The following is a 14,187-nucleotide window of genomic DNA, read 5'->3' on the forward strand; positions in this document are numbered from 1 at the left end:
AGGAGGGGAGAATATGGGACGATACAATATCCCTGTAGAGGCAACATTAGAAGTTATTGGAGGAAAATGGAAAGTAGTGATCCTCTGCTTGTTGGCAAAAGGGGCAAAGCGGACAAGCGAATTGAAACGCGCAATGCCTGCCATCACGCAAAAAATGTTAACGCAGCAACTGCGAGAATTGGAAGCGGACAATATCATTACCCGCAATGTGTATCAGCAGGTTCCCCCGCGCGTCGAGTATGAATTGACGGAGTACGGCAAGACACTGTCGAAGGTTCTGGATGTCATGTGTGAATGGGGAGAGAGTCACATCGAAAACCAATTGCGAAAAATAGTCGAATGAAAAGGGGAAGTTCGATGAGAGGAATTGGCATTAAGCAATACGGTGGTATCTAGCAATTAACTGAAATGGAATGGCCAACAAAACCAATCGGGCCAGACGATGTGCTCATTTCCATAAAAGCGAGCGGGGTAAATCCCGTGGATTGGAAGGTGCGGGAAGGACTGTTGCAAGCAGATTTTCCTTTTGAACTGCCACTTATTTTAGGGTGGGATGCAGCGGGCACGGTAACGGCTGTCGGTACGAATGTGCAGGATTTTCAAATCGGAGACGATGTCTTCTTCCGTCCAGAGCTGGAAAAGGAAGGGACATACGCAGATGAAATTGTCGTTCCGGCGAACATCGTAGCCCCGATGCCACATGGTTTGTCGTATGCGGAAGCGGCTTCGCTACCACTGGTCGGACTAACGGTTTGGCAGGCATTGGTAGAGGTAGGGAAGGTGCAAGCGGGAGAAAAAGTCCTGGTGTTGGGGGGAAGCGGCGGGATCGGTTCCATGGCGATCCAGCTGGCAAAAGCGCTAGGTGCCTATGTGGCGACAATAACCAGCTCCAAAAACAGCGATTATGTCCGTGAACTGGGAGCAGATGAAGTCATCGTATATGATCAAGGACCACTTCATACCTCTACACAATTTACATTTATGCTGGACACGCTGGGTGGAGAAGCATACGGTGAAGCTTTAAAATTTATGAAGCGGCAAGGAAGAGTGGCAACCATTATCAGCGAGCGTGATGCCAAGAAACCTTCGTTCGCTGATGCGTTGGAGAAAGAACGAGAGTTGGATGTTACTTTTGTGTTTACGCGTCCAGATGGGGCAAACTTGAATCATGTCCGGGAGCTAGTGGAAGCCAAACAAGTAAAGCCTTTCTTGACAAAGATATATCCCTTGACCATGGAAGGGGTACAAGAGGCGCATCTCTTTAGTCAAACGGGTAGAGTGCGTGGTAAGATTGTACTCGTCCATTCATGAAGGGAAATGTATTTATAATTGATGTTGTCACTGCTTATATTAAGTATGTCAGCTGATTATAAGGAAAAGTGACAAATAACATCTGAAACCAACCTGTTTATGACAAACCGTTGTCATAACAGTTTTTTTTTGAATTTTTAGGGGGGAAAGCGATGTCAATTGATTATGGGGACAATGGGTTTCGAGTGACACAAACATGAGTATTAGATTGTAGAAAAATGTGATTCTAAAAACTTGCTTGTTGAACCCGTTTTTGTCGCAGAATGGTAGTACGTTCGTGTCGCCCGACAGTTTTCAAGTCATATACGTGTAACCCTTGTAGATATAATATATAACCTTCAGTAGATTCTTGCTTTAGAATATTAAGGTCCAGACATTCTTCCGGTAATTGAGCCTGAGTGGTTTTGGGCATTTCTGTATAAGCTAAAGAGATCATTACGAGTGATCAAGTGGGGGAATGGCTCATGGATTGGTATGACCGATTAAATGAATACTTTCCAGAATATGAAATGAAAAAGGAAGGACAAATTCAGGCGCTTATCAGGGAAACAGACATTTACCACAAAGTCGATACGGACAAATTTCTTTTGCTGTACGCGGAGTTTCCGACGTTTATCTTCATCGATTACCTCCTAATCAATCCTGCCACGCGTGGACAAGGTATCGGTACCAAGGTTATCCAGACACTAAAAAAGAGAGGGAAAGACATCATTCTGGAGGTAGAACCTATCGATCGAAATGATGAAGATTCCATCAAGAGAGTCCATTTTTATCAAAAGAACGGGTTTGTGAAAGCGGACCGCATTCAATACAGCTGGGAAGAAGAAAATGGCGAGACATATGAAATGAAAATCTATTACTGGAGTCCGCACGATGATCTACCACAGGAAGTCGTACTCGGGAATATGACCAAGGCCTGTCAGGAGATCCACAACTTCCGCGCCCACCAATACTACGGACGAAATGTTGCCAATCCGGATGAAGTGTTGCATTGGAAACACTAATGACGCCTTCAAGTTAGTCCAACATCCCTGTAAAAGAAGGGGTGTTGGTATTCGATCAACCAGGGGAATACTTATTTTTTGAAAGCCTATTCTGGGTGCGCCAGTAAAACAGGAGTAGCCACGCATAAAAAATGTTAAGGCCTTAGTGGGAGAAGAAATGTTATCGAATTTCGCATCCAATTGCTTATCAATAGAACACGCCAGGATTCCGTCATTCCGGATCAAAATTATTAGTAGTCTTGCCCCTTCGCCGGAAGGGGTTATCGGTATTGTACGTGATGCACAGAGTGGGCTCTCGGATAGAAGTATTGTCATATAGATAAACCCGCAATTTTTAAGAATAGTTTCCATAGAATAGTACCTAGTTATTACCGCTAAGGTATCACGCACAATTATTTTAGAGAAAGGTATCTTATTGGAAGAAAATGCAAACCAATGGAGTCGTCTAAAGCAAGGACTAAAGGAGTCTATTGGCCAATTTCTATTTCGAAAACAAAGCGCAGACCTATGATCTTACCCATCATAATGGACTGTAAGCATTATAATGTATAACTACTAGATAAAATCAACCGTCACAGTTGGCGGTTGATTTTATTTCACCGTTTGTAGAGTAATGATGCTCAGTAAAAGTCGAGGGGGAAAAGAAAGGGATCAGTGTAAATTGTTTTAGGACAGTTGTTGTGATAACTCACAGGAAAAGAGCGAGTAAGTTGGGAATGTAACAGCGGCGGGCTAGGATTCGATTTTTCAACCGAGCCCGCTGCTGTTTTCATGAAAAAGCCAGCGTGACGGTAGATCGCCTTCGCTGGTAACCGCCAGCTTCACCTCTTTCGAACCACGGCCCCCTGCAGAACAAAAGTAATTCCTAAGATTCCTACGATGGCAAGCAGGCGAATGAAACCGTTGGAGACAAACAGATTGACACAGATCAGCCCAATGATGATCAAAATAAGCAAGATCACCGTTTTCCCCGACATGTAAGTGTTCCCCTTTCCCCAGACTAAATGAGTGGTCTCGTCAAATCGGAATATGCGGGTCGTTCCATGGCGTATGTAATTTGACTTTTTGCTTGTCAGAATCTTCTGTTCACATTCAAAGTACTTACTATTGTAGCGAATACAATCGTGGAAGAAAAGGCGGGATCACGTGAAAAACTCCCTTCTGTCATCGCCAGGTTCTCACCTGTACGCTTGAGAGGGAGTTTTCGCATGTGATCAGGCTACCCAGCTTACTTCGTAGCTAGCTGATGCTCCGTTGTTTGCTGCTTCAACGGCTGTCCGACCAATTGTGATCGTTTGGATCGAATCACGATGGCAGTAATCAACAGCGCGATACCATTGATGATAAATACGTAGCGAATCGGGATGAGTCCTCCGAGAAAGCCGCCAATGATTGGCCCCATCATGGTCGCGAGCTGCGTCGAGGATTGGTTCAAGCTAAATGCCCTGCCGCGAAATTCTGGTTCTGTGACTTTCACAATCATGGCGTTGATCGACGGATAAACAGCGGCAAAAAACAGTCCGTACGCGAATCGCAAAATGCCAAATCCATACAGATTGGTGAAGAAAAATTGCAGTAAATTTCCGACGGCTCCACCCATTAAGCCGATGAACAAGATTTTGGAATAGCCGACCTTGGACCCGAGCTTCCCCCATTGTGGAGCAGCAATGACCGTCGCGATGCCGACTGCCGCAAAAATGATGCCGGAGCTAAGGGATGCGTCTTGCTGCGAAGCGCCCAATTGCATGACATACACGGTTAATAAAGGCTCAAGAAGCATAACGGAAATCGTGACCATCAGACTCATACCCAGTATGGCCATCAACGGGCGGTTTGCCATCGCAGCGCGCAAATCTTCTCGTACACTCGAGCGACTGCCGGAGCGGTTCAAGTTCGTTTCCTTCACGAAGAAAGTAGCGATCAGCGCTGCTACGAGCACGACAAATCCTGAAAAAATGAAAGCTTCCGCGTTTCCCCATACGTGACTGACGACACCGCCAACCAATGGACCGATGATTCCTCCTGTTGCTCCCGAAGTCGCCATAATCCCCAGTGCGTACCCGACGCTTTTTTCTGGTGTATTCGTCGCTACCAGCGCAATGGCAGCAGGTACGTAGCCGGCAAGCAAGCCCTGGAAGATCCGTAACACAAGAAACAAATAAGGGTCTGTAATCAAATACGTCAAAAAGTACAACAAAGCGAGGCTAAATCCAGAGCGAATCAACATGGGCTTTCGTCCATATTTGTCCGCGAGAGAGCCCCAAAATGGCGAGATGAGTGCACTTGCTAAAAACGTGATGCCAAACGAGATGCCGGACCAGGCTTCCAGATGCTCATTGACCCCCAGTGAAGTATGGAGGAAGATGGGCAGGAAAGGGATGGAGATGGAGTAGGCGGTGCTGCAAAAAAATACCCCAATCCATAACACGATCAAATTACGTTTCCATGAAAATTCCATCTTCTGTCACAACCTTTGCAGTTAAAAAGCAGGAATATTGTTATTGATCATTCTAGCATTGCAATTTACTGCTGACCAATTCGGAAATATGATCGGACTATTGCAAAAATGAAATAAGAGGAAACCTTGACTTCATTCGGACAAAAGAAAACCCCCTAACGACAAGAGATGAAGCTCTTGTACTCATTAGGGAATTTTCATGTAAACAGCAGGTTAATGTCCGGCAGGTGTGCTTATACCCACACGATCAATCAATCGCTTGCTTTCATCATTAAGTCCGGTGATGACGACGAATTTGTCCAGCTGTCTGTATTTCTCTACGACTTTCGAGATAGCCGTGACTGCTGACAAATCCCAGACGTGGGAACGAGAAAAGTCAATGATAATCTGCTGGGGATCATCCTGAAAGGAAAACTGGTCGACGAAGTGTGTCATGGTACCGAAAAATAGTTGACCCGAGACGGTGTAAACCTTTTCGCCCATATCGCTCTCGTAGGAGGTGGCATGCAAGCGGGCCATCCTCCAGCCAAATATGACCGCACTTAGGATCACACCAGAAATGACCCCTTTTGCCAAATCGTGTGTAGCGACGACGATGATCACTGTAGTTATCATGACAACGGCATCCCCAACAGGAATTTTCCGCAGGTCTCGTATGGATTGCCAGTTAAACGTCCCTATCGATACCATGACCATGACACCGACGAGGGCAGCCATCGGGATTTGTTTGACAACGTTCCAAGGACCAGGATCAGGAACAAGAGAAAGATCCCTGCAACCAAGGTAGACAGACGGCCACGTCCACCTGATTTCACATTGATAACAGACTGTCCGATCATGGCACAACCAGCCATTCCGCCAAAGAAACCGGTGATGATGTTGGCGATCCCTTGGCCTTTCACTTCCGTATTTTTGTTACTGCGCGTATCAGTCATCTCATCGAGAATGGCAGCCGTCATCAATGATTCCAGAATCCCAACCAAAGAAAGTGGAAAGGAGTAGGGCAGTATGATCATGAGTGTTTCCAAGTTCAACGGGACACTAGGAATGTGGAGCATCGGCAATTGACGTGTGATTTCACCCGTGTCGCCAACGGTCCATACATCAAGACCTGCCCAGATGGAAATGACGGTCATGACGATGATTGCGACGAGAGCTGAAGGGACTGCTTTGGTGAGACGCGGCAACAAATAGATGATCGTGAGCGTTCCAGCCAGCATGACATACATAACCGAGGACGCCCCAATGAAATGGGGAAGCTGAGCCATAAAGATGAGAATAGCCAACGCATTGACGAAACCAAGCACGACGGTATGGGGGGACAAAGGTCATCAGCCTGCCGATTTTACAGGCACCCAATACCAGTTGCAAAATACCGGTCAGAACAGTCGCTGCAAATAAATACTCGATGCCATGCTCCTTGACCAGAGTAATCATTAATAACGCCATCGCACCTGTAGCAGCGGAAATCATGCCTGGTCTTCCCCCGACAAAGGCAATGGTGACTGCAATACAAAAGGAAGCGTACAATCCAACCATTGGATCGACACCGGCAATAATAGAAAAAGCGATGGCTTCCGGAATCAAGGCAAGTGCAACCGTACTACCTGCTAGCATGTCAGTACGTACGTTGGAAAATTATTCCATTTTTCGTTGTTGAAGGTTTAATACTGTTCCTCATTTCTGTATCGTATCGTGACTTTCCCCTTTCAGAAAAGTCGGGGCCGTTTTTCACAGTTTTTGATTATAGTAAAAAGGCAAAAAGATATACGACTTTCCGACCAAAAGTGCAGAGGGGGACCTGAGACACGGATTTGTTGAATCCAGAATACTCAGAGGATGAGCTAAACAAAATAGCTGATAATGTCTTTCAAAATAGGTCAAACCTTATGGAAAAAGGGTTAGATATAGTTTCTGTTAATGTTGACTTGCCAACTCAAAAAATTAACATTGGAGTAAAAGAAAAATCATCTGCAAAAACGACAGCAAAGCTTCTTTTGGCAGAAATAGATGAAGAGAATGTACTAGGAAGAAGAAGCGCGCAAAGCTCAGGCTCAGCCAAGTGACAAATTTAGACCAATTCAAGCTGGCTTAAGAATAAAAAATACTACAGAAGACCGAAATTGCACTTCTGCGTTTTCAGTGCAAAAGGATAACGATTTTTATGTTTTAACTGCTGGACACTGCACAGAAAATGTTGGGGATAGATTTGAACAAGGAGGAGCAAGGTTTGGGAAAACCGCAGATTTTAATTTCGGTGGTAGTGTGGATGCAGCACTCATCGAACTAACAAACGGATCTGACGATGCTACTTACTATGTTTTTGGAAATTATAAATCAGAATACAATACGATTACAGAGGCTCAGAGAACAAGGGATGAAACCATTGGAGATACAGTTTGCATTTCAGGAAGTCAAATGAAAAGAGTGAAGTGTGGAACGTTGAAATCAACTAATTGGAGGGGGAATATAAAAAGCCCAAATGGAGACAAACAATACTTTACTAACATGAGACAGGCTAGTTATTCAGAAGTACCAGGGGATAGCGGAGGGCCTATATTTTACGGTGGAACAGCAATAGGAGTTCATAGCGCAGATACTGGAGTTTACACACATATTAGCGAAATAGAGGATTATTTTAACATTGATTCAATTTTTACTGGTAACTCGTTGAAATAAAGTTCCCCATGAGGGAAGGGTTTTTCATGGGGAATAAGAAAGGAAATGAGCACATTGAAAAAGGCTTTGATATTAATCATTGCAGCATTACTTATAACTGGATGTGCAACTAATCACAAGGATGTTGAAAAGCAGGCATTAACAGGATACGTAACTGAAAAAGATTTTGAAAAAAAAGGTCTCTTAGTTATAGAAAATGATGAAACCAAGACGAGCGATGAGAGCTTCTATGCAGCAGAGTGGTATTTCCCAATAGAAGGAGCCATATTCCTCGATAGCAAGGGGAATAACATCTCGTATGATGAAATCGAAGTTGGTCACACAGTATCTACATGGTCAACAACACCATCAGCACAATCTTATCCCAGTGGCGCAGAACTCAGTAAACTTGTAATTAATGAAGAAAGCAAAAATCCTATTAATCAAATGGATGAAAAAAGTGCGATTCAGCACGCAATCAATTACTTAAAGAGCACACATAGTGATGGAATCATTATTAAAAGTGCAAGTGGACAGAAAGATCATTGGCTGATAAAAGCAACCGACTATGATCATAAAACAGATACTATTCTACAAATCAATGCACAAACAGGAGAAGTAAAAGAGCTTTAAAATTTGTACCCTTCTGCACCATAAAAAGGAGGTGATAAGTTTCTCATAAAAGTGTAGAGGTTAAATAAGCATGCACGATGCACTTTTTCAATACAAACAACCAAGCTGTGTTTGGCAAAATAAAAGTACACACTTTGGCAACCGAAAAGTGCAGACCATTTCCGAACATGAAAAAAGCCTTGCCAGCTAACTAAACAACCCCCTACTCTTCTATTTGCGGAACAGATAGGAGAGGGATGAAAGGAATGCTGGCAATGGCTCAACAATACTATATCAAATACTTGCGGGACGTAAAAGATCAATCGATCTCCCAGATAGCAGAACAAACTGGTGTTAACTGGAGAACAGCAAAGAAATATGCAGATTGTTCGGACTGGAACAAAGAAGAGTGTCCTCTTCGAGGAAAATTCCCTATTATGGAAGCTTATCGTGAGCAAGTGGATACTTGGCTTATGGAAGATCAAACCCGCCCCAAAAAGCAGAGGCACACGGCAAAACGTATCTATGATCGCCTTGTTTCCGAATTTGGCTTTGCAGGATCAGATCGTACCGTACGGTACTATGTTGCCAAGCGGAAGTTAGAACTGCAAATCGAAAAATCGGAACCTTATATTCGTTTAAAACATCCAGGTGGAGAAGCTCAGGCGGACTTTGGAACATTTCAAGCAATTATTGGCGGTGAACTGGTAGAGCGGAAAATGTTGATCCTCTCCTACCCTTACAGCAACGCGGCATTTGTTTTTGTTACTCCGAAGGAGAACACCGAGTGTTTCTTGGAAGGGTTACGGCGGTTATTTGAGATGAGCGGCGGAGTGCCTAATCGAATCTGGTTTGACAATCTTTCAGCGGCAGTTGTATCTGTAGGAACCGATGGAAAGAGAAAGCTTACAGACGAATTTCAACGATTTGCTCTTCACTATCGCTTCCAGCCTGTATTTTGTAATCCAGCTCAGGGAAACGAAAAAGGACATGTTGAGAATAAAGTTGGTTATGCACGAAGAAATTGGTGTGTTCCATTACCTGTAGCCAATGATTTGGAACAACTACAGTATGTTATCAATCAGCAAGCCTTTGAGGATTTGAAAAGACTCCATTATGCGAAGGGAGTCTTACAGCAAGAGCTTTGGGAGCGAGAGAAAATCAAGCTTTTGGAACTTCCTCTCGTACCTTACGAGGCTTTCCGTTTAGAATCCGTAAAAGCCAATGGATACGGTGAAGTTCTCGTTGATCAAAAAACGTTAAAGGTTCCATCTATCCGTTCTCACGAACGAGTATGGCTGAAGTATTGGTGGAACAAAGTAGACGTACTAAATGACAGCTATGAAGTCCTCATTTCACTACCAAGGGGATATATAGACGAGCCGATCCCAATTGATCTGCAAACGCTGTTGGAGCCACTTTATAATAGGCCGAAGGCTCTCGATTACAGTTCTGTCCTTGCTTTGCTTCCCAGCCAAACAAAAGCTTTTCTTCAATCTGTGGAAGGAAAAAGTCGCAAAGCAAGAATCGGCTGGATCATTCGAATGCTAAGAACATACCAAATTGAGGAGATCGAAAGATGCCTTACGCAAGAAAAGCAGGATGATGTGAGTCGATTGGAGCATGTTCTGTACCGTTTACGTCATCCAGAGATAATCCCAACACCTATGAAAGACAATCGAACACCGTCTGTTTTCGTTGGGTATCAGCCAGATCTTTCGAGATATGATCAACTTCAACGGACGGAGGTACGAAAATGAGAGAAGAATTACGTCAACTATGCAAGCAGATGAGATTAGCACATGTCATGAATATCTATGATCAAGTACCGTTTGAACACCCAACTCAGTTTCTTCATGCGGTTCTATCAGCGGAACGAAGTTCCCGTGAGCAGGGAAAAATCCGACGATTGTTACAGAAAGCAAGATTTACGCAAATAAAGACTTTTGAAGGGTACTCTTTCGAGTCGGTTTCGCTACCTGAGAGTGTAACGATTGAGGAATTGAAGAGAGGCTCGTTTGTAGAACGAAAGGAAAATGTTATTTTGCTGGGTGCCGTAGGCACAGGAAAGACGCATCTGGCCACGGCAATTGGTGTAGAGGCGTGTAAACAGGGGAAAAATGTGAGGTTTTATCGGGTTGCAGAGTTGGTTTCCATTTTGCAAACCAAGTTTCATGCTGGCAATCTACCGAGATTTCAGAAGGAATTAATGGATGCTGATTTACTAATCTTAGATGAGTTAGGATTTGTTCCGTTTCACAAGGATGGTGCTGACCTACTTTTCCATCTAATCTCAGAATGTTATGAGCGAATCAGTGTCATTGTTACCTCGAATTTGGAATTCAGCCAATGGAATACGGTTTTCGGAGATAACCGTTTAACCGCTGCCTTGATTGACCGTCTTGTGCATCATGCTCACATCGTAGCTTTCACAGGAGAGAGTTATCGCCTTCGGCATGCTCTTTCCCACCGTTAATAATAAAAATTTAGCCTGGCAAGGCTATGCACAAAATGGCTGCCGAACTCTGCACTTTTTACTTGCCAAATACACCAAGCTGTACATACTTTAATAAGCACACCAGATGTACTTAGTCTAAGCAACTGTAAAGAATGGGTTCAAAACATCATGAATATTGTATAAAAGATGTTGATCTATTTACAGCACACAATCTTAGCATCAAAGTAGGAGGGCTTGGAACAGCTTCGCGCCGTCTGCCAAATGGTCTCGTCGTAGGTGCAATCGTAGCGGTGAACGCTGTGGGAGAAGTGCGGTTGCCCTCGACAGGAGAAATTTTGGCTGGAGCGAGGGGAGAGGATGGCAATATCCGCGATAGCCTGTCTTGGATGATCGTTGCGGCAACTCCTCTGGTTCCGGCAGGGACGAACACGACCATCGCAGTGGTTGCGAGTAACGCGAATTTGAATAAAGTACAGGTGAATAAAGTCGCGCAAATGGAGCATAATGGACTCGCAAAAACGATTCATCCGGTTCACACGATGAGTGATGGAGACACGATTTTTGCCATCGCCACAGGGGGCGTGGATGCTTCGGTCAATCTCGTCGGGACGCTGACTGTAGAAGTTCTGGCGGAAGCGGTCGTCAATGCGATCTTCTCTGCCAAAGGGGCGGGTGGGGTGCCCGCTTATCAAGATTTACGCTGAGTAATATTCAGGTTCGAGCCTCTGATTCCTTGATGGAGAAGGAGGTTCGAGCCGTTTTTTGTGCCAATGTGCTCGGCGAAGAAAAAAATTCCAATAAAGCATCGATATAAAAGACAAATCCATATATAATGAAAATGATTTTCAAAATCAAATGCTTGATACGATGTTGTTCTTGAGAGAGAGGAGTTGCTGCTTCAATGCTTCGCAGATTTTTTTCTTACTATCGGCCTTATCGTGGATTATTCATCCTCGACTTCACGTGTGCAGTATTCGTTGCTTTGTTGGAGTTGGGATTTCCACTTGCAGTGAATATGGTTGTCGATCAACTACTTCCAAGCAAGGACTGGAACATGATCGTATGGGCGTGCATTGGACTTTTGGTTTTGTATGGTCTGAACGCCGGGATGAACTATGTCGTCACGTACTGGGGACATATGCTTGGAATTAATATTGAGACGGATATGCGCAAGAAGCTGTACGACCATATTCAAAAGCTCTCTTTCCGCTTTTTCGATAATACCAAGACAGGGCATCTGCTATCTCGCCTAACGAATGACTTGATGGAGATCGGGGAGGTGGCTCACCACGGTCCGGAAGATTTGTTTATCGCCGTGATGACGCTGATCGGTGCTTTTCTCCTGATGTTTAATATTAATGAAGAAATGGCGCTGCTTACGTTTTTGGTGATTCCGCTCTTGATATTCTTCGTTGTTCACTTCAACCGTAAAATGACAGGAGCGTTCCACCGTCTGTACGGTGACATGGCAGATTTCAACGCACGTGTTGAGGACAACGTAGGCGGAATGCGTGTCGTACAAGCGTTTGCCAATGAGAAATTTGAAAACAAAAGATTCGCAGAGAACAACCAGCGTTTTCGGATCACGAAGCTGTTGTCCTACAAAATCATGGCCCAAAATATTTCCGTCAGTTACGTGCTGATGCGTTTAGTCAATTTGTTCGTCCTGATTTGCGGCAGCTGGTTTGTGATTCAAGGTGAATTGACCTACGGTGAATTTATCGCTTTCTTGCTGTTAACGAATGTATTTTTCCGTCCGTTGGAGAAAATTAATGCGATTATCGAGAGCTATCCAAAAGGGATTGCCGGCTTTAAGCGCTACATCGAAATCATGGACATAGCACCAGATATTGCGGATGCTCCGGATGCGATCCAGGTAGAGTCGTTGAAGGGCGATATCTCGTACAAGAATGTTTCATTTAGCTATGACCAAGAGTCTTCTGTTTTGCAAAACATTGATTTAAATATCCGGGCGGGCGAGACCATTGCGTTTGTAGGCCCTTCTGGAGCAGGAAAAACCACGTTGTGCAGCCTCTTGCCGAGATTTTATGAGATCGACGGGGGCAGCATCTCCATCGATGGAATGGATATTCGCGAAATCACGTTGGCGTCATTGCGCAGCCAAATCGGAATCGTTCAGCAAGATGTGTTCCTCTTTTCAGGGACGATTCGTGAAAATATCGTGTATGGAAAACTGAATGCTTCGGAGGAAGAGATCTGGGAAGCAGCACGTCTGGCTAAGCTGGAAGAGTTTATCCGTTCTCAGCCTGCTGGTCTGGAGACGATCATTGGTGAACGCGGAGTCAAATTGTCTGGTGGTCAAAAACAGAGACTGGCGATTGCGCGCATGTTCTTGAAAAACCCGCCAATCCTGATTTTGGATGAAGCTACCTCTGCACTCGATACCGAAACCGAGGCGGCGATCCAGCAGTCCTTGCAGGAATTGTCCAAAGGCCGTACGACATTGGTGATCGCCCACAGACTGGCTACTATTAAAAATGCAGATCGCATCATCGTTGTAACGGAACAAGGCATCACAGAGCAAGGAAGTCATGATCAGCTCTTGGCTCGCGAAGGCATCTATAGCAGACTGTATCAAGCACAGTTCGGCACGTACCTCGACCAGTCAAACAGCGTTTTTTCTTGATCATGAATAGAGAGGGAGATCGTGATGCTAGAATGGGATGACGATTTTATTGCACAACGGTTTAACATTACTTCAAAATCGAGACCCAATGCCTTATTTTCGATGAAGGCAAGAGATTTGGTAGACCCGACACATATGAATGAGCTTGTTCAAATCTATGCTCCGCTAATCAAGGCACACGAGCTGACTGCTGCTGGTACTTACATCAGCAGTTGGCTCACGAGCCCTTCTCTCGGCCTTTCGTACATGAGCTCTGTCTGGAATCGTGCACTTATCATGACGCTGGATCATATGACAATTGAATTGTTTTATGAGGATGACTATCCGCAATTCGCCTTTGTGATCCCGGCATATGAGATCGTAGAAGCGCCAACCAGCGAAGCAGAGCGGGCAATCTGGCTGAAGGAATGCTATCGTGCGTATTTCCAAGACTTCCTGCACCCGTTGCTTACGACGCTTGCAAAGGTAACAGGAAACCCCGAAGCGATGCTTTGGGGACAGTTCCCAACCAGGTTTAATTACTATATGGATGCTTTTGTGGCATTGGTAGAACAGGATAGCATCAAGGAGCAAGTGAAGGCTGATTACGATGTCCTCTGTAATCAACTGGAAGGCGAGAGCTTTGGATTGCAAAAAAATCCATTTCGTGTGAAAGTACGCTGGATTGAGGACATGCGTGATCCCCAAGAAAAAGTTCGGATCAAGAATCAATGCTGCTTGTACTATAAGACGGGGGAGCAAAAGTATTGCTATACCTGCCCGCGGATAAAAGAAGAAGAGCGCGCTCTGATGAGAATTCGTGCGTAGCTGACCCTCCCTTTGCGGAGGGTTTGCTAACAAAATCAAACCCAAGGCTAGGGTCCATAACGGGATCAGGCCTTGGGTTTTTCACACTTACTCTTTCTTTGTTTGGTTATCGGAAAATTGCTGTTGAACAGCTTCCAAAAAACGCAGCCATGCCTCGGGCAGCTTGGGCTCTTCTGTAGGGCGGCGCAAAGTGGAATTGCCTTCGTTTTGTTTCACTCGCTCCATTCTCCAC

At 44.7% G+C, this 14,187-nt stretch carries 13 protein-coding genes and 2 pseudogenes; 11 read left to right on the plus strand and 4 right to left on the minus strand.

Annotation, left to right across the window (positions count from 1 at the left end):
- Positions 1 to 13 precede the first annotated feature (13 nt).
- The 3 genes from ACUUHJ_RS14335 (at position 14) to ACUUHJ_RS14345 (ending at position 2,315) form a co-directional block, all read left to right on the plus strand.
- Positions 14 to 343, plus strand: a complete 330-nt coding sequence (locus ACUUHJ_RS14335; RefSeq protein WP_472299143.1) for a winged helix-turn-helix transcriptional regulator — start codon at positions 14 to 16, stop codon at positions 341 to 343.
- A 65-nt stretch (positions 344 to 408) separates the two neighbouring features.
- Positions 409 to 1,311 (plus strand): NADP-dependent oxidoreductase, encoded by a 903-nt coding sequence (locus ACUUHJ_RS14340; protein WP_472299144.1) that lies wholly within the window; start codon positions 409 to 411, stop codon positions 1,309 to 1,311.
- Between the two features lie 464 nt (positions 1,312 to 1,775).
- Positions 1,776 to 2,315, plus strand: coding sequence for a GNAT family N-acetyltransferase (locus ACUUHJ_RS14345; RefSeq protein WP_289677802.1), 540 nt, complete (start codon positions 1,776 to 1,778; stop codon positions 2,313 to 2,315).
- 821 nt (positions 2,316 to 3,136) lie between these two features.
- Here ACUUHJ_RS14345 and ACUUHJ_RS14350 read toward each other — a convergent pair.
- The 3 genes and pseudogenes from ACUUHJ_RS14350 to ACUUHJ_RS14360 form a co-directional block, all read right to left on the minus strand.
- Positions 3,137 to 3,292, minus strand: coding sequence for a hypothetical protein (locus ACUUHJ_RS14350; RefSeq protein ID WP_015890926.1), 156 nt, complete (start codon positions 3,290 to 3,292; stop codon positions 3,137 to 3,139).
- A gap of 251 nt (positions 3,293 to 3,543) precedes the next feature.
- Positions 3,544 to 4,773, minus strand: a complete 1,230-nt coding sequence (locus tag ACUUHJ_RS14355; protein ID WP_472299145.1) for an MFS transporter — start codon at positions 4,771 to 4,773, stop codon at positions 3,544 to 3,546.
- Positions 4,774 to 4,986: 213 nt separating this feature from the next.
- Positions 4,987 to 6,390: pseudogene (locus ACUUHJ_RS14360) on the minus strand (SulP family inorganic anion transporter).
- A gap of 197 nt (positions 6,391 to 6,587) precedes the next feature.
- Between ACUUHJ_RS14360 and ACUUHJ_RS14365 the strand changes: the two are divergent.
- The 8 genes and pseudogenes from ACUUHJ_RS14365 to ACUUHJ_RS14400 all read left to right on the plus strand — a co-directional run bounded on the left by ACUUHJ_RS14365 (position 6,588) and on the right by ACUUHJ_RS14400 (position 13,955).
- Entirely contained in the window at positions 6,588 to 6,839 is a 252-nt protein-coding gene (locus tag ACUUHJ_RS14365) for a hypothetical protein (protein WP_472299146.1), read from the plus strand.
- Between the two features lie 13 nt (positions 6,840 to 6,852).
- Positions 6,853 to 7,452, plus strand: a complete 600-nt coding sequence (locus ACUUHJ_RS14370; RefSeq protein ID WP_472301186.1) for a S1 family peptidase — start codon at positions 6,853 to 6,855, stop codon at positions 7,450 to 7,452.
- Between the two features lie 45 nt (positions 7,453 to 7,497).
- On the plus strand, positions 7,498 to 8,064 hold the full coding sequence (locus ACUUHJ_RS14375) for a hypothetical protein (RefSeq protein WP_472299147.1): 567 nt from the start codon (positions 7,498 to 7,500) through the stop codon (positions 8,062 to 8,064).
- Between the two features lie 236 nt (positions 8,065 to 8,300).
- Complete coding sequence (istA, locus tag ACUUHJ_RS14380; RefSeq protein WP_472298126.1) at positions 8,301 to 9,803, plus strand: IS21 family transposase; 1,503 nt, start codon at positions 8,301 to 8,303, stop codon at positions 9,801 to 9,803.
- A complete protein-coding gene (istB, locus tag ACUUHJ_RS14385) occupies positions 9,800 to 10,519 on the plus strand; it encodes an IS21-like element helper ATPase IstB (protein ID WP_092272886.1) in 720 nt (239 codons plus the stop codon). The genes istA and istB overlap by 4 nt, the downstream gene beginning before the upstream one ends.
- Positions 10,520 to 10,728: 209 nt before the next feature.
- A pseudogene (locus tag ACUUHJ_RS14390) lies at positions 10,729 to 11,205 on the plus strand (P1 family peptidase); the annotation flags it as partial.
- Between the two features lie 197 nt (positions 11,206 to 11,402).
- A complete protein-coding gene (locus ACUUHJ_RS14395) occupies positions 11,403 to 13,148 on the plus strand; it encodes an ABC transporter ATP-binding protein (protein ID WP_472299148.1) in 1,746 nt (581 codons plus the stop codon).
- Positions 13,149 to 13,172: 24 nt separating this feature from the next.
- Positions 13,173 to 13,955, plus strand: coding sequence for a Fe-S oxidoreductase (locus tag ACUUHJ_RS14400; protein WP_472299149.1), 783 nt, complete (start codon positions 13,173 to 13,175; stop codon positions 13,953 to 13,955).
- 87 nt (positions 13,956 to 14,042) lie between these two features.
- Here the strand turns inward: ACUUHJ_RS14400 and ACUUHJ_RS14405 are convergent, their stop codons facing one another.
- Positions 14,043 to 14,180 (minus strand): hypothetical protein, encoded by a 138-nt coding sequence (locus ACUUHJ_RS14405; RefSeq protein ID WP_472299150.1) that lies wholly within the window; start codon positions 14,178 to 14,180, stop codon positions 14,043 to 14,045.
- Positions 14,181 to 14,187 lie beyond the last annotated feature (7 nt).

It is taken from the genome of Brevibacillus schisleri, assembly GCF_055685845.1.